This is a genomic window from Myxacorys almedinensis A (genome assembly GCF_010091945.1).
GTDB lineage: Bacteria > Cyanobacteriota > Cyanobacteriia > Leptolyngbyales > Leptolyngbyaceae > Myxacorys > Myxacorys almedinensis.
Genome location: NZ_WVIE01000006.1, coordinates 113,209 through 129,169, shown reverse-complemented (window position 1 = coordinate 129,169; position 15,961 = coordinate 113,209). Strand labels below are relative to the sequence as shown.

The window sequence follows — 15,961 nt, the reverse complement described above, 5'->3', positions numbered from 1 at the left end:
GGGGCTGCATAGAGAAATAGAATTTTTCTGCGTAGCCAACCCAAAAAATTAACGCCGTTGTATTTTGAGAAAGAGATTGTCGGGATATCGATCGCATATGAAAAAGCTCCTTCCATGGTTTTACCAGCGCTGGCTTTTGCCGCTTCCGCTCATCGTCTTGTCTTGTTTTTGGATGGCTCCTGCGATCGCAACTAGTTTATATGACGTGCCGATCGTTTCTAACGATACGCATGTTGTGGATTTGGCTGATATTGTCAGCCGCATCAATGAAGGCAAACTCAATACCACGCTCAATGAGTTGGCAGACAAAACAGGGCAAAAGGTTCATTATGTTACCATCCGCCGTCTCGATTATGACGAGACCATCGATTCGTTTACCGAAAAATTATTTCAGCAGTGGTTTCCGACCCCAGAGGTAGCCGCAACCCAAACCTTGATTGTGGTCGATAGCTTGACCAACAATTCGTCGATTTACACCGGCAGCAAAGTTAAGGAACTGATGCCTGATGCGATCGCGCAAAGTGTCTCTCAAGAAACCATTCAAGAGCCGTTGCGCCAAGGCAATCGCTATAACCAAGCTTTTTTAGATGCCAGCGATCGCTTAGTTGCCGTGCTCTCTGGCGAAGCTGATCCAGGTCCGCCCGAAGTCAAAGACACGGTTCAGGTTGAAGGAACCTTTGCAACCCCAGAAGAAACCCAGAAAAGTAATGCAATCCCCTGGGTGATTGGGTTGCTGCTAGCTGCAACCATAGTTCCAATGGCAACCTACTACTGGTACGTTCGCTGATGGGTTAAAGGGCGTAGGAATGCGCCCTCTAGTCTTGAATGTATTCCTCTCCAGCAAGCAGGGCATCCTCTGCCCTGACAAATTCTCGTCCCAAGTACGCCGCATGATCAAGACGGCTGACCAAACAGGTTGTGGACTTTTCAAAAATCTCGATGCAGAGTTCCTTTGCCGTTCTGCCCTTAAACAGCGTGCTGGCTTGACGCTTTAAGCTGCCATTGCAAGGAATCGGCTCGCCCGTTTCTGGGTCGCAGGCAAGCCCCTTATCGTTAATCGTATTAGTGTAATGTTCAGCGTAAATTAAACGGGCATCGCGATCGAGGTAAATAATAAAGTATCCGTTTGGGTCAAGTTCGATAAAACGCTGAGAGAGCTTGTCGTCTAGTGCAGTTGTGTCAAGAACAGACTGAGCCATAGTTCAAAATTTTAGTCAACGCTTTAGAGGATGTTTCAATTCACATTCTAAGAGGGTTTTCTCCTGATTTTAGAAAAACGTTTTTACTATCTTTAGCTCTAAATCTGAAGCTCAATCGTCTCTTGCTTAAACGGTAAATCTTGATTAATTGCATCAATTTCTTGCTGCTCTAGCTCGTTGATTTGCTCGATATGACTCCGCAAAATTTGCGATAAGCGACCGTTATAAAACCGATGAAGTGAATAATTGGGCATGGCTGGGAATCCGCGCCGCTTTTTGTGGCGTCCGCCTGCTCCCGGATCAAACAGTTGAATCCCGTTTTGAATTGCCCATTCGATCGGCGTGTAATAGCAGGCGTCAAAGTGCAAATTATCCATTTCTTGGGTGCATCCCCAATAGCGACCATACAAGCGATCGCCCTTGGTTAGGCAAAATGACATGCCAATGGGCATGCGATCGTTGTCTTCTACATATGCAGCAAAAAAAACAACTCGGTGAGCGTAATTGGGGTAAAGTTGCTCAAAAAATTTCTTTGTTAAGTACTTACTTCCCCACCATCCAAATTTGTCGCAGGTATCAGCATAGAAATCGTACATTGACGGAAACAACGACTTAGGAATGTCTTCGCCTGTCAAAATTTTGAAATTGAGTCCAGCATTGGTGACGGCTTTTCGTTCTCGTTTGATATTGCGTCGCTGATTGGAATTAAATGCACCTAAATAGTCATCAAACGTCTGGTAATCCTGATTTTTCCAAATAAAACTATGGTGTAGCCAACTGCTAAACCCGTGGCGTTCCATGGTCTGCCGCCATTGGGGATCGACATAGAGAAAATTGCAGCCCGAAATGCGATTGTGAAGGCAAAACTGCTCGATCGCATCGACCATTACTGCGGTCAGGTCGTCTTCATCTTCGCCCGGAGCGATGAAAAAACGGTAGCCTTCAGCCGGCGTAAACGGCGACATGCCCAAGAGCTTTGGGTAGTATTCAATGCCTAACCGACTGGCAACATCTGCCCACTGATGATCAAAAACAAATTCTCCGTAGCTGTGCCCCTTGAGATAAAGCGGGGCAAACGCAACGAGGGTGCGATCGCATTCACCCATCTCCGAAGCGTCGCGCCAGACAGTCAGATGGCTTGGTAACCAGCCCGATTTTGCCGTGGTGCTGCCCGATGTCTCCATCGTGTGGAGCCAATCCCACTCGAAGAAAGGCGTCTTCAACGGGAGTGCAAAAGCATCCCAGGCTGCTTGAGGGACTTCAGAAATTTTGTTAATCCAGGCAACCGAATAGCGAGGCTTAAGCTGTTCCACCATACCTAGACTGCAACACTTCATATAGCTTAATCGAAATTTTTGAGGGTGGTTGGGTTCGTACGGGTAGACACCACCGCCGGGTGTCTTAAAGATTTGAGGGGAATGTTAAACCTTACTGTTGATGGCAGGAGAATTTCTTATATGGTTAGTAAGAGTGTGTTGGCTAAAGTTAAATTTTGAATGATGGCATGAGTCTGGTTTCTTGTTAAACCGATCGATACTCAGTAAGACGACTTTCTCTATCAGGCGTAAATTCAGCGATCGCATTGCTGCCTGTTCGATTGCGCCTTTATTAACCTCACCTTTTTCTTGCTCGCAATTCTCAACATACTGCTGTTATCTGCATCTGCCACTCGTCGGTTTAAGTCTTCTAAATATTGAGCATAGTGGTTATGACGAAGCCCCGTCAGTCCTCCTTCCGTCGTGTTTTACTGAGGCGTTTGCTGCTCCTCAGCATCCCGGTGTTGTTGACCGGAGAAGTGGTGGCCTACAAGAAGGCGCGATCGGGGTTTTTAGAAACCGCTAGGCACAATCTAACCGCCAGTGCAGTGCGAAAAGCCGATAGCCTCCAAGGAACGATCGGGGCATTGCGCTCGAACTTAGCCACAGCGACTGGCTCTGCTGCTCTGCTCTCTGGCTCCCAAGCTCAGGTTTACGAATTTCTAGACCAATTTCAGCAGGCGTCGCCGGTCGCGCTGAAGTGCGTTCAGTTGACCGACTTGCAGACTCAGGAAATTAGGGCGAGCACCTGCGGCAAAACTCCGATTGTTCAGCTATCTGTCAACGATTGGTCGGTGATGGGTGGGCGCGAGTTTGCCAAACCCAACGCTGTACATATCTCTTTGTCTCGATCGCCGCAGACCCAACTGCCATTAGATAGCCAGCTTAATTTGGTGTTTAGCGCTCCGGTTCAGGTTGGCTCGAATATCCGCTATGCCCTCAGCGCCAGAACCGCTCTCTATCCGCAGCCAGAACCCGAATCAAACAGCATTACGGGCTATACGGTGGTGATTGATCAAGCAGGCGAAATTCTAGCCCACCCGATCGCTGAGCGCGTTGGGCGAAATATTAACCAGGAAGCTGATGCAGCGCGGTTGAAAAATTTGGTGGATAATGCGATCGCAGGGAGACAAGATGCATTTCCTCTCTTTGCGTTTGAAGAACGAGGGGCAGAATGGCTCGCCGGATACAGCACAATTCCGATTACTCTAAGCGATACTGAAACCCAGACGTGGGTGGTGTTGGCAACCACATCTCTCGATACGGCACTTTATAGCTTAGGTGAAATTAAGCAAGTCCTGATTATTTTGACGTTGGGGCTGCTCACCGCAATTTTGCTATCGACGCTCTACCTGACGCGGGATTTGGCACGCCCGATCGAGCAGTTGAGCGACTATGCCCTGCGGATTCGCCAACGCTATGCCAGCGATCGCGCGCCCAAAGATTTCAAAGTTCGAGAACTTAATCTGCTGGCAGAAGCCCTCGACAACATGGTTGAGCGGCTAGAAGATCGCGCCAAAGAACTCGAAACGGCTTGGCAAGAGGCACAAGAAGCCAATCAGATGAAGAGCGAATTTTTGGCAACTACCTCCCACGAATTGCGGACGCCGCTCAATGCCATCATTGGCTGTGTTCGGCTGGTGCGCGATGGCTGCTGCGACGATCGCGACGAAGAGCTTGAGTTTCTTCAGCAAGCCGATGATGCGGCAATTCACCTCCTCCAAATCATCAACGATTTACTCGATATCGCTAAAGTCGAAGCCGGAAAAGTAGAACTCAATCTTCAGTCGGTTCCGATCCAAGATCTCTGTCATCAGTGCCTGAAAATGGTTCAACCCAGAGCAGAGATGAAACGCCTAACGTTGACGCTAGATCTAGACCCCCTGATTGAACGGGTCTTGATAGACGAGCGGCGCGTCAGCCAAATGGTGATTAACCTGCTCTCTAATGCGGTAAAGTTTACGCCGGAAGGAGGGCATGTCAAGCTCAGTGCGTGGCTGGGATATGGGCATCAACTGCAACTCGATCCTCGCCCCGATCGCAGCCCCATCAATCCCGAAACAGCTTATCTGTGTTTAGAAATTTCAGACTCAGGCATCGGCATTCCTCAAGAGCGCTGGCATCTGCTGTTCCGCCCCTTCCAGCAAATTGATTCTTCTCTGACGCGCAAGCACGAAGGAACCGGGCTTGGACTTGCCCTAACCAAACGCCTGGCAGAGCTACATGGAGGAACGCTATCGTTTAGTTCTGCCGCTAATAAGGGCAGCATTTTTCGGATTTGGCTGCCCTTAATTGAGATGAGCAAACCTGAGTCTTCTGATATCGAGGGCACTCAACCCGAAGCTAAACATCCCGTAAGTGTGCCAAATAGCTAACAAACGATCGCAACTCGCCTAAGGTCTGGCAATCCCAATTGCCTGTCCTCCTTGCTGCATGGAGGTAGATAGCGCCCCCAAAATTTCAACGAGTTCAGCCCCTAGCCACCCTGGAGACCGCTCAGACGGTTGATTGTGCTGTACGCAGGTCAAAAAATGGTGGCAAACCTGGTGTAAAGGTTCTTCGGGCGATGGAGTAACGATTTCACAACGCTGATTGATTGGGTTAAACCGCTCTCCTTGCCGCTCAAGTTGCCCCCACTGAACGGTGAGCGGCTCAGATGCCAGTTCATCAAACACGAGGCTGCCGTGCTCACCTACAACGCACAGGCGGCGCTGCTTATCTGGATTGAGCCAACTCAGATGCAACGTGGCTTCAAACCCGCTGGGGTAACTTAGCGTTGCCCAAATCGTATCTGCCAAACCGTTGGAAAATAGGCTGGGCGCGTTTGGGCAAGAGGGGAACGATCGTGCTTTGGGTTGCAGCCAAACCTGCCCCCTTGCCTGCACTTCCCGCGGCGTTTCACCGAGCCAATAGTTGAGAATGGCAATGTCATGAATGGCTAAGTCCCACAGGGCATCGACATCTTGGCGAACAGGGCCGAGGTGGGTGCGAGCAGTGTAGCCGTAGCGCAAGCCTCCCAGAACCCCCACCAAGGCTTTCGCTCGTAAAACAGCGGGATGAAACAAGTAGGTGTGATCGATAACGAGTTGGCGATCGCGTTCAGCCGCAAGATGGCAAAGCTGAATCGATTCGGCGCGGCTGAGCGTGAGGGGTTTTTCTGCGAGAACGTGCAGTCCTTGCTTGAGCGCGGCTGTGATTAAAGCGTAATGGGTTGCGGCAGGAGTCGCGATCGCAACGGCTTCTAAGCCACTAAGTTCCAGGGCGTCTTGCCACTGCGTCGTGATAAATACCCGGTCATCGAGCTTAAATCGTTGCGTTGCGATCGCAAGATTCTCGCCATTTGGGTCTACAACCCCAATCACCTTGGCTTGGGGATGCGCTAGAAACTGTCTCAGCAAATGAGTGCCCCAGCGCCCCACTCCAAACACTGCAATCTTGATGGGTTTTTTCACTGGGCGTTCCTTCCTTTACGACTGACCCGTAAGCACTAAAAAGGCAGCTTGGGCAGCGACTTGTTCGGCAGCTTTGCGCGATCGCCCTGTGCCCTGACCCAAACACCGTCCTTGAATCCACACTTCTGAGGTAAAACGATGAGGATCATTGTGAGTATGCCCAGTTTCTGTTGTGCGGTAGTCAGGCAGCGTTTTTTGGTGGGCTTGCGTCCAATTTTGCAGCGCGGCTTTGTAGTTTTGTCGAGCAGGGTCAGCCAAAATTTCTTTAGCTAACGTTTGAAAGTGCCCATCGAGCCATGGGCGAATCAGCGAGAGATTATGAGTGCTAAAGTAGAGCGCGGCTAACACAGCTTCTAACGAATCTGCCAGCCGCGATTCGCGCCCAGCGCTGTCAAATTTGGCACTGGAGGCAACCAGGAGGTAGCGCTCAAAGCCATACGCATCAGCAATTTGGGAAAGAATATGATCACTAACTAACACCGATCGCAGGGCTGTAAATTCTCCAACATTGAGTTCGGAATACGCTTCGAGCAGAAACTCTGCGGAGGCAAGTTTGACGACCGCATCACCCACAAACTCTAGCTGTTCATAGTTCTTTTCCGCCGAGAAGGTGGCGTGGGTCAGCGACAAATCTAACAAGTCCCATCGGAGCGATGGGTGCGGCGGTAAGCCCAATCGCTGCACCAGCGACTCAAGTTCTTGCTGGCGACGAGGATATGCAAGGGTCATGCAGTTTAGACTAGCTTTTAGGTATGTTGCTTCTCATCCTACGGGGAGAAGCCCTCCTCTGTATACTCTGACCCTTTAGGCAGATCGAAGGACAGCGTAAGTCTGCTCGATTTCACTAACCGTTGCGGTAGTGAGGAGTGGAACAGAGTGAACCTCTTGTTTTTCAGAACTCAGGGAAATCGTCGTCACCTTGAGTTGGTCTGAGCAAATAAGGTGGGCTGCCGTGTCAAAGCGGGTGGTTCGCCAATGCTGCGATCGCGCCATTTCAATCGTGCCTGGAAACACGCCTGCCAACAATGCCAACACCTCGCTCGGCAAGCTCACAACTACCTGCCGCCCAAAAAATTCTTCAAAGCCTGCTAACAACTTTTCGGCTCTCACCACCGATTCCGGGTGCTCTACAATCCTCTGAAGCCAACGCCCCCACTGAATGCGTCGCCCATAAGCTCGCCGACGGTCTTCTACCGTGACCATAGGTGCCAATGTAGGAGAGCCAATGGCAATGACCGCTCGATAGGCAGGCTCAACCAAACAGCTAACGGCGGCTCCAGGACCTGCAAATTCAGCGTGATAGTCTTTGCAGAGAATAAGTCCGCTCTTCTTTTGCTCGCTGATAGCTAAAAGCTGCTCAGTCGGGGGAAGAACTTCTACAGAGTCAGAGAGATCAAGCGTGGAAAGTTGGCTATTCACAGACCTACCCTACACTTCTGTAGGAACACAATTCGTTTCGGAGCAATCATCTCAATCGGATCTGGCTTTCGAGCAAGCAACCTAAGATCAGTCGATCATCAGATTAGCCCGTCACCCTGAAGCGTTTTTACCTTAAGCGCTTTTATAGTAGTCCAGGTTGAAATTGTCACTTTCATTCACGAAGACGACTTTGCGTAATCTACATATTGCTAGGCTCAGTTTAAAGAATAACGAAACATTAGTTCACGAATGAGAGTTCATCAATAATTAAAGGCGTTCTCACTGGCTTGAGCCACATGCCGAGCCATCTCCCCATCCTACCCTCCTGTGCTTTATTCATCTGAAAATTGCTGTAGGTGAAAGAGAGTTAAGTGAAGAAGGAGAGGACATATTGCAGGTAGGGGAAGAAGAGGTGGACGTAAGCCGGGTTCTGTTCTCTTACGAGCAACGCTCTAAGAGGGCGATTATCTATCTGGGACACCTGTTACCAAATGCCTCAAGCGGCTCTTTGCTGGGTATTTCACCAGCAACACGGGACGGGAAAAAGACCAACCGTTGCCCCATCTGCCTTGCATCCAACCGGGGTTTACCGAGCCAGCACCTCTCGATGCTGCTGGTGCGCTCTTACCGCACCTTTGCACCCTTACCTCTAAGCGCAAATAAACGCTGAAGGTGGAATTTAACTTCCTCTTCATTATTTATTCTTCTGGCTTCTAAAGGCGGTATGTTTCTGTGGCACTCTCCTCACGATCGCTCGCACTGGACGTTATCCAGCAAGTTTGGTCTTTCGGAAGCCCGGACTTTCCTCAAGCATTTCCTCAATATAAAGAGTTGCTCGCAATCGCCTTGCCACCTCTTCTCCATAGTTTAGTGTAGTCGGAGAAGCAGGAAGTTTAGAACTATGAATTAGAAGGGTTTCTTGGGATTCCAAGGCAGTCCGGCTGTCCAGTCGAGTTTGATCATCGTCAGTTTGCAGATGATGCGAGTGCGATCGCCCGTTGGAGGAGTATTTGCCCCCACTAATCGAATCGCCAGGTGTAATTCAAACTCCAGCGTAATTTTACTTGCCATGAAGTCTCGATAGCGTTTTCGCTGGGCTTCGGTCGATTTTTTAGGGTCAGGTTTGTTCAAATCGATGACGGTTTTCGAGACTTCTAGAAAGCCCTCAGTTCCTGTGCGCGATAGCTGATCTTCGCCAGAGATAAGTTCTTGCAACGTTCGCTTTGGAGCAATAATACTGAAGACTTGATTTTGAAACGCATCTAATGTGCCGCCTGAGGAAAAGCGAGCGACGCGGCGCGATCGTCCGTCTAAGTTTGTGAGGACGCAATGATCCCAGTCAACATAAATCGGGTAACTTTCCGACTTGTTTTGAATCCGAATGGCGAGTTGCTTAAGCTTGTTGAACTCGTAGCGATTATCAAATCTGAAGCTAACGCCGATCGTGTCTTTCACATTAAGAGCTTCAAGCTGCTGATCTAGCTCGTCTTGTTCGAGGCGAATGGTAAATTCATCGTTAAATGAGTCAACGATCTGATACAGCACATAGCTAACGCCTAGAAAATAAACCGTTAGCAGTACAAAATCAAGTTCAGTCATCCTAGACCTTGGGCAAGCGAGGGAATAGCATAATCTCTAGACCTTATACCATGCTTGCTTTGCGTTCGAGTTATTTGTAAGAATTGATCTAGTAATATATCTCAAATCGATTTAGGGCACATCGCGATTTAGGACACATTAATTGTTGCTCAGAGGCGCTCCATTCCGTAGATCTTGCCCTTAAAAAGGTTAACTTTCTGTTAATTTGTTAATGCTTATTGATAGAGTTCTTTACCAAATTGCTACAAACAACTTTAATTTTGCTCATCTATATGAGTCTAAATACCGATTTTCCAAATGATGAGCATGATTTAATTTTTGCTTTTGTTGTAATGGTAGTTGTAGTGTCAAAAATATGGTTTTTATTTCTTCTAGTTGCAATGAAAACTGGCAGACAAACCTGGCTCATCTGCCAGCCTTTTAGCACATGCTAGGAGACGGTTAGTCAAGTAGAAAAAATCTCTTGACTAAAGCTAACTTAGCTAATCTGAAGAATGCTTTTCATCGTAAGGATCGCCGCTATAGGGCTGAACACCAGTGTTTGGATAGTGATTGTCATCTAGGGCGAAGATTCGGCTGATTGCTCCTGAGAAGTAGACAATGACATTATCAATGACTTTAGGAATGCCCATACGTACCACCTTTGAATCTAGGTTTGAACACTAAGTTAAGTTTGAAACTTTGAACGTTGAAGCGATTTTCAGATTCAGATGTAGAGCGAATTCTGAAACTGCTTTAATTATGAAGAATATTTTTTAGGTTGGCTAGCGATCGTATCAATTATTTAAAATCAATTATTTAAATTCGCATCAATAGGTTAATGTGCGACTTTGAGAAAGGGAAGCCCCATCCTCATGCAGTTGCTAGAAAAAACGCCAAAGGCAGGCGGGACGAGTGCAATGGATCGAGGAATTCATCATTGCAATCTATTGCTGTGTGGCAGATGAACTGCAAGCATTGACCCACGCTCAACCGATTTGAGGTTGGGGCTTTATATAGCACCAAGAATATATTGAGCATAAAGTTGCTAAAAACGCGATTAATTCTATTTGATGTTGATTCATCTCAGCAATTCTAGTGAGATTAAAGTTTGAGATGCGGGAGATGTGTAATTTACTACAGTTTATATTTAACTCCTTACTGAAAAATTTATACAACAGCCTTTCTCCAGTAAAGATTCTGCGAAACCTAAGAACTGCTCTAGGCATTACTTAGGATACATAGCTATCGTCAGAGGCGTCGGTATCAAGATTCTTGGTTTTGGAATTAGTTAAAGGTAACGTTATGCAGAATGTACTTATCCGTCCTCAAACGGCTGTTGTTCGTCCTTGTGGTTGTTTGAATGCTACCAACGCTACTGAGTTTCAGGCTCAGCTAACGGCAGCAATTCTATCTGAGCAGCATTCTGCGGTTTTGGTTGACCTGAGCCAAGCTGAAGCGCTCGATAGCGCCGGTTTGATGGTCTTAGTCTCTTCTCTCCGACTGGCGCAGCGTAGAAACAAGCGCCTGAGTTTATGTTCTGTTTCTGCCTCGATTCATATTATTTTTGAATTGACTCAACTCGATCGCGTCTTTGAAATCTTTGAGAACTTTGCTGCCTTTCAAGCGATTAGCATAGGGCGCAACTCCATAGGAACCGCAGCTTAGTTTATCTGTTGAATCGCTGCTGAATCGCTTCACGGTCGTCCGCAATAGAATGGGTGAATCAGTATACTGATAGTCTATGATCCACTCTGTTAGGCAAAGTAATTGTGGCGATTTCAACAGATGCTCCTTCTACAAAGCGCGATGTAGCGATCGCTGTCGAAGAACTCCTCACTTCAGATATTCTTCGTCCGGCTCGGTATCTGGGAAATGAGCTAGGCGCGGTGCATAAACCGTGGCAAGACAGCACCATTCGCTGGGTCTTGACCTACCCGGAAGTGTATGAAGTTGGTGCATCTAACTTAGGGCATATCATTCTCTACAGCATTTTGAATGCCCAACCTCGGCAACTGTGCGATCGCGCCTATCTTCCCGCTTCCGACTTTGCTGCAAAGCTGCGCTCTACAACCACTCCCTTATTCGCTGTTGAATCCCGCCGACCCTTAACCGATTTTGACATTCTAGGATTTAGTCTTAGCTACGAGCTAGGCGCAACGAATATTCTAGAAATGCTTGACCTAGCGAGAATTCCGTTGACGTGGCAAGCGCGATCGGGGACTGCCTACCCCTTGATCTTTGCAGGCGGACAGACGGCAACCTCTAATCCTGAACCCTACGCCGACTTTTTCGATTTCATCGCGCTCGGTGATGGTGAAGAACTTCTCCCCGAAATTGGGCTAGTGCTCGAAGAAGGCAAGACAGCAGGGCTAAGCCGCGAAGAAATTCTGCTGGATTTAGCCCAAGTTCCGGGCGTCTATGTACCGCAGTTCTACGACATGGCAACCGATGGCTCGGTGCATCCCAACCATCGGGATGTTCCCCCTCGGATTTTGCGACGGGTTGCCGATCCGATTCCGGCTTACTCGATTGGATTGGTTCCCTATGTCGAGACGGTTCACGATCGCTTGACTATCGAAATTCGTCGGGGCTGCACTCGCGGCTGTCGGTTTTGCCAACCGGGAATGCTGACTCGCCCCGCGCGCGATGTTGAGCCAGACAAGGTAATCGATGCGATCGAACACGGAATGCAAGCAACGGGATACAACGAATTCTCGCTATTGTCGCTCAGTTGTTCAGATTATTTAGCGTTGCCTGCGGTTGGAGTTGAGATTAAAAACCGCCTCAAAGACGACAATATATCCCTGTCGTTGCCGAGTCAGCGCGTCGATCGCTTTGACGAAAACATCGCTCATATCATTGGTGGAACTCGCCCGATCGGAGTCACCTTTGCGCCAGAAGCCGGGACTCAACGAATGCGAGACATCATTAATAAAGGCTTGACCAACGAAGAACTGCTGCGCGGTATCAAAACTGCCCATGAGCAAGGTTGGGATAAGGTGAAGCTCTACTTTATGATTGGGTTGCCCGGTGAGACGGATGAAGATGTGTTGGGCATTGCTGACACGCTTCGGTGGTTGCGTCGAGAATGCAGCAAGCAAGGCAGACGACGCCTAGATTTTAATGTCACAATCTCTAACTTCACGCCCAAACCTCATACGCCGTTTCAATGGCATTCTGTTTCAACCGCCGAATTCAAGCGCAAACAAACGCTATTAAAAGAAGCTTTCCGTTCGGTTCGAGGCGTCAAGATTAACTTTACCGATGTCCGAATTTCTGCGATGGAGGATTTTGTGGGTCGCGGCGATCGCAGGTTAGCGCCTGTCATTCGCCGAGCTTGGGAATTAGGCGCAGGCATGGATGCGTGGTGGGAAAGTCTCGATCGCGCCTACGGTGCATGGACGCAAGCGATTGAAGAATCGGGTGTTGGCTGGAAATATCGCCAAGTTGAAAGCGGCGAGTGGAATGTTTTTGAGCAGGCAGAAGGTGCGGCGACCTTGGATGCGCCGTTACCGTGGGATCACTTAGACACTGGCATCGATAAGCAGTGGCTAAAAGACGATCTTCAAAAAGCGCTAGAAGCGGCAACGGTTCCAGATTGCTCGTTTGAAGGCTGTTCTCACTGCGGCGTTTGTAGCACTGATTTTGGTCATAATGTTATCGTTCCGCCTCTGCCGATTCCTCAATTTGAGGGACATTTCAAGCCGAATCCCGATCGAGTGCAACGGTTGCGGGTGCAATTGGGCAAGAAAGGGGACATGGCGCTACTCAGTCATTTAGATTTGATGCGAGTGTTCGATCGCGCTGTGCGGCGTGCGTCAATTCCCATTGCATTTACCCAAGGGTTTCATCCGAGTCCTCGGATTGTGGTAGCAAATGCTCTGCCGCTTGGAGTCACGAGTTCGGGCGAAATCGTGGATTTTGAGTTGACGCGATCGCTAGACCTCGAAGACTTCCGCCAAAAACTCGTCGCTCAACTTCCCGCTAATTTGCCAATCTATGAGGTCGAAGAGGTTAGCCTCAAAACCCCTGCTGCAACTCAGCTATTAGAAAAAGCAGAATACGAACTCACCATAGATGTGGCGGATCAACCTTTATCTGCGAACTGGCAACCTTGGATCGATGCTGTTCTATCGCAGAGCGAAATTTGGTTAGAGCAAAAAACAAAATCAGGCAAGGTGCATCCGATCAATGGGCGCGATCGCTTATTCGCACTTTCTCTGCGCGAAATATTACCCCACTCCTCCAAAGCCACGCTCCGCTACATCGGAAGTTGCCGTAACGACGGCACAATGCTTCGCCCTGAGCAGGTTATCAGTATGCTAGAACAAGTCGCTCACTGCGAGCTTCGGCTCCTTTCGATTCATCGCAGCCAACTTTTGCTTGCCACCCCAAGTTGACAAACCCACCGCAGGCTGAAGCAATTTCTATAAAATCCGTAAAGTTTGTGCAGAACCAGGTCTGCGCGCTATAATACAACGCATCAGAAGCTGGTATGGACTGAACGTTCTCCGTGGTTGCCGTCGGAAGCTCCGTTCTTAGAATCCTCAGCTTTCTTGTTAGACTTTTCGCGCATTCTTCATAACGTACAGTGTTTGCTCCTGGGTAGGAATGCACTGTTGTACTGACCGAAGCTCACGAATTGACTCGTCTGTTAAGGCGGTAGCTTCCTTGATGGTGGCTTTCTAAGCATCTCAAGCGATGGGTCGCCCAGGTTTAGAGGGTGGTCGAGGTTTAGCTGAATAATCTCACCCCCCAAATTCTCTGCGAGAAGAGCAAAAACCTCACTGGCTCGATCGCAACCAAATTTTGAGGAAATTGAATGCCAAAGCAGATTGTTATCGCAGAACAGCATCGAATCGCTGCCGTTTTTTCAGAAGACCAAACTCAAGAACTGATCGTTGCCACAGGCAGCCATCAAGTGAGTGATATTTATCTAGGGGTTGTAGAAAACGTTTTGCCCGGAATCGATGCCGCATTTGTCAATATCGGTGATTCTGAACGCAACGGATTTATTCATGTTTCTGATTTAGGGCCTTTAAGATTAAAGCGTTCTGCCGGGTCTATCACTGAGCTATTAGCGCCTCAGCAGAAAGTCTTAGTCCAGGTGATGAAAGAGCCGACGGGCAATAAAGGACCTCGGTTGACCGGCAATATTTCGATGCCTGGGCGCTACCTGGTTTTGATGCCTTTTGGTCGCGGGGTCAATCTATCTCGTAGAATTCGCAGTGAAAACGAGCGCAACCGCCTGCGCGCCTTGGCAATTTTGGTTAAGCCTGCGGGCATGGGCATTGTGATTCGCACTGAAGCTGAAGGAATGCCCGAAGAAGCGATCATGGAGGATTTGGAAAACCTCCAGCGACAGTGGGAATCAATTCTTCAAGAAGCAAACTCGACGCGCGCCCCTGCCTTGCTCAACCGCGACGATGACTTTATTCAGCGAGTCCTGCGCGACGTTTATAGCGCTGATGTCAACCGGATCGTCGTTGATTCTCATACTGGGTTAAAGCGGGTTAAGCAGCAGCTAATGAATTGGGGGGCAGGCAAACTGCCGCAAGGTGTCCTGATCGATCATCACCGCGATCGCGTTCCCATTCTCGAATACTTTCGGGTAAATGCGGCAATTCGTGAAGCCCTCAAACCTAGAGTTGACCTACCGTCTGGCGGCTACATTATTATTGAGCGTACCGAAGCGCTCACGGTGATTGACGTCAACTCTGGATCGTTCACCCGGTCTGCAACGGCACGAGAAACGGTGCTGTGGACTAACTGCGAAGCCGCAACAGAGATTGCCCGTCAACTGAGGCTCCGAAACATTGCAGGCGTGATTATTGTTGACTTCATCGACATGGATGCTCGCCGTGATCAGTTGCAGGTGCTTGAACACTTTAACAAAGCCCTCCGCACTGACAAGGCAAAACCGCAGATTTCTCAACTGTCGGAACTTGGGCTGATCGAGCTAACTCGCAAACGTCAGGGGAAAAACATTTACGAGTTATTTGGGCGTCCTTGCCCAACCTGTAGTGGGTTGGGGCATCTGGTTCATCTCCCTGGCGAATCCCATGATGACGAGGGCGAGGGCACCGAACGCTCTGCGATCGCACCTCGAGAGCGAGAACCACGTCGGGCAGAACCACGTCGCGATCCGCCGGAGCTTGGCAGAATCAGTCGAGACATCCCTGCTGCCACCGAGCCACTGTGGGATGGGGGGGAAGAGTCAGAGTTTGATGGTAATGATCAAGACTTAGACATTCTGCATCACCCAAGTTACCAAGAGCGCAATCGCTCTGGAAACAGCCGTCGCCGTCGTAATGGCAGCAACCGTCGGGAAGGATTTACTCGCGAAGCGCCTTCCAAGGCGTCTCCCTGGGAAGAGCCAAATCGGTACAGCGCTCCGACCCCAGCCCCCACCAGAACAGAGTATCCAGCCCGTGCAGAATATGATTTAGAGGTAGAGGAAGAGTCGGCTCCGGCAGAGGAAACGTTTACGCCTCGAGAGCGCGAACCTCGATTTTCTGAAGAACGGCGTGGGCGATCGCGGCGCGGCAGCATGAAGCCTGTGCTTGATCCGCCGGAAGTCGTCCATATCGAGATGACGCCAGAAGAGCAAGATGTTTACGCCTGGATGGGGGTTTCTCCGCTGATTTTGACTGATAGAGAACTGAAGAATCCTAAGTCTGCGATCGTGGCAGTAACGCTTCCCGGTGAAGCGCCTCCAGAAGCCCTGGTTGCCCCGGCGGTGGCAAACGGCACAGAAGACATTTCTGAAGATAACGGGTCTGAAGATACTGGTTCTGAAGACAGCTACGAAGGAGACAACATCGCGATTGATGATGCTTCCAATCCCAACGATAGTCTCACTGAAGTTGAGTTTAGTGCACCCCCTTCTTTCAAGAGTGAGCCATCCCAAGACCAAGAGCTAGCTGCCCCTGCCGATGACAAAGAGCCGCCCCGTCGCCGTCGCCGTCGTTCTTCTGCGACAGTCGCTGACTAA

12 protein-coding genes and 1 other RNA gene are annotated in these 15,961 nt (G+C 49.3%); 5 read left to right on the top strand and 8 right to left on the bottom strand.

Translation table 11 applies throughout. From position 1 onward, the window contains the following. Window positions 1-97 precede the first annotated feature (97 nt). Window positions 98-787 (top strand): photosystem II repair protein Psb32, encoded by a 690-nt coding sequence (gene psb32, locus GS601_RS06935; protein ID WP_162422545.1) that lies wholly within the window; start codon window positions 98-100, stop codon window positions 785-787. Window positions 788-815: 28 nt separating this feature from the next. Here the strand turns inward: psb32 and GS601_RS06930 are convergent, their stop codons facing one another. Both GS601_RS06930 and GS601_RS06925 read right to left on the bottom strand, forming a co-directional pair. Beyond that, complete coding sequence (locus tag GS601_RS06930; RefSeq protein ID WP_162422544.1) at window positions 816-1,199, bottom strand: DUF4346 domain-containing protein; 384 nt, start codon at window positions 1,197-1,199, stop codon at window positions 816-818. A 98-nt stretch (window positions 1,200-1,297) separates the two neighbouring features. Further along, entirely contained in the window at window positions 1,298-2,515 is a 1,218-nt protein-coding gene (locus GS601_RS06925; RefSeq protein WP_162422543.1) for a GNAT family N-acetyltransferase, read from the bottom strand. Window positions 2,516-2,907: 392 nt separating this feature from the next. On the opposite strand from GS601_RS06925, the gene GS601_RS06920 reads away from it, so the two are divergent. After that, window positions 2,908-4,890, top strand: coding sequence for a sensor histidine kinase (locus tag GS601_RS06920; protein WP_162422542.1), 1,983 nt, complete (start codon window positions 2,908-2,910; stop codon window positions 4,888-4,890). An 18-nt stretch (window positions 4,891-4,908) separates the two neighbouring features. Here the strand turns inward: GS601_RS06920 and GS601_RS23740 are convergent, their stop codons facing one another. The 6 genes from GS601_RS23740 to GS601_RS22860 all read right to left on the bottom strand — a co-directional run bounded on the left by GS601_RS23740 (window position 4,909) and on the right by GS601_RS22860 (window position 9,617). Next, window positions 4,909-5,967, bottom strand: a complete 1,059-nt coding sequence (locus GS601_RS23740; protein WP_162422541.1) for a Gfo/Idh/MocA family oxidoreductase — start codon at window positions 5,965-5,967, stop codon at window positions 4,909-4,911. Between the two features lie 15 nt (window positions 5,968-5,982). Continuing rightward, window positions 5,983-6,696, bottom strand: coding sequence for a ribonuclease III (gene rnc, locus GS601_RS06910; RefSeq protein WP_162422540.1), 714 nt, complete (start codon window positions 6,694-6,696; stop codon window positions 5,983-5,985). A gap of 75 nt (window positions 6,697-6,771) precedes the next feature. Continuing rightward, window positions 6,772-7,386, bottom strand: a complete 615-nt coding sequence (locus tag GS601_RS06905) for a hypothetical protein (RefSeq protein ID WP_162422539.1) — start codon at window positions 7,384-7,386, stop codon at window positions 6,772-6,774. Between the two features lie 404 nt (window positions 7,387-7,790). Then, an RNA gene (gene rnpB, locus GS601_RS06900) (RNase P RNA component class A) lies at window positions 7,791-8,243 on the bottom strand. Between the two features lie 49 nt (window positions 8,244-8,292). After that, entirely contained in the window at window positions 8,293-8,985 is a 693-nt protein-coding gene (locus GS601_RS06895; protein ID WP_162422538.1) for a hypothetical protein, read from the bottom strand. Window positions 8,986-9,467: 482 nt separating this feature from the next. Then, on the bottom strand, window positions 9,468-9,617 hold the full coding sequence (locus GS601_RS22860; RefSeq protein WP_202924922.1) for a hypothetical protein: 150 nt from the start codon (window positions 9,615-9,617) through the stop codon (window positions 9,468-9,470). Between the two features lie 652 nt (window positions 9,618-10,269). Here GS601_RS22860 and GS601_RS06890 point away from each other — a divergent pair. The 3 genes from GS601_RS06890 (at window position 10,270) to rne (ending at window position 15,961) form a co-directional block, all read left to right on the top strand. Next, the gene (locus GS601_RS06890; RefSeq protein WP_162422537.1) at window positions 10,270-10,632 is read left to right on the top strand and encodes an STAS domain-containing protein; all 363 of its coding nucleotides are present in this window, start codon (window positions 10,270-10,272) and stop codon (window positions 10,630-10,632) included. 104 nt (window positions 10,633-10,736) lie between these two features. Then, on the top strand, window positions 10,737-13,367 hold the full coding sequence (locus tag GS601_RS06885) for a TIGR03960 family B12-binding radical SAM protein (RefSeq protein ID WP_338016978.1): 2,631 nt from the start codon (window positions 10,737-10,739) through the stop codon (window positions 13,365-13,367). A 422-nt stretch (window positions 13,368-13,789) separates the two neighbouring features. Then, complete coding sequence (rne, locus tag GS601_RS06880) at window positions 13,790-15,961, top strand: ribonuclease E (RefSeq protein ID WP_162422536.1); 2,172 nt, start codon at window positions 13,790-13,792, stop codon at window positions 15,959-15,961.

Bases quoted from the DNA above. Each gene is read 5' to 3' on its own strand.
- rne (WP_162422536.1), top strand. From the start codon at position 13,790: ATGCCAAAGCAGATTGTTATCGCAGAACAGCATCGAATCGCTGCCGTT.
- rnc (WP_162422540.1), bottom strand. From the start codon at position 6,696: ATGACCCTTGCATATCCTCGTCGCCAGCAAGAACTTGAGTCGCTGGTG.
- GS601_RS22860 (WP_202924922.1), bottom strand. From the start codon at position 9,617: ATGGGCATTCCTAAAGTCATTGATAATGTCATTGTCTACTTCTCAGGA.
- GS601_RS06925 (WP_162422543.1), bottom strand. From the start codon at position 2,515: ATGGTGGAACAGCTTAAGCCTCGCTATTCGGTTGCCTGGATTAACAAA.
- GS601_RS06930 (WP_162422544.1), bottom strand. From the start codon at position 1,199: ATGGCTCAGTCTGTTCTTGACACAACTGCACTAGACGACAAGCTCTCT.
- GS601_RS06895 (WP_162422538.1), bottom strand. From the start codon at position 8,985: ATGACTGAACTTGATTTTGTACTGCTAACGGTTTATTTTCTAGGCGTT.
- psb32 (WP_162422545.1), top strand. From the start codon at position 98: ATGAAAAAGCTCCTTCCATGGTTTTACCAGCGCTGGCTTTTGCCGCTT.
- GS601_RS06920 (WP_162422542.1), top strand. From the start codon at position 2,908: ATGACGAAGCCCCGTCAGTCCTCCTTCCGTCGTGTTTTACTGAGGCGT.
- GS601_RS06890 (WP_162422537.1), top strand. From the start codon at position 10,270: ATGCAGAATGTACTTATCCGTCCTCAAACGGCTGTTGTTCGTCCTTGT.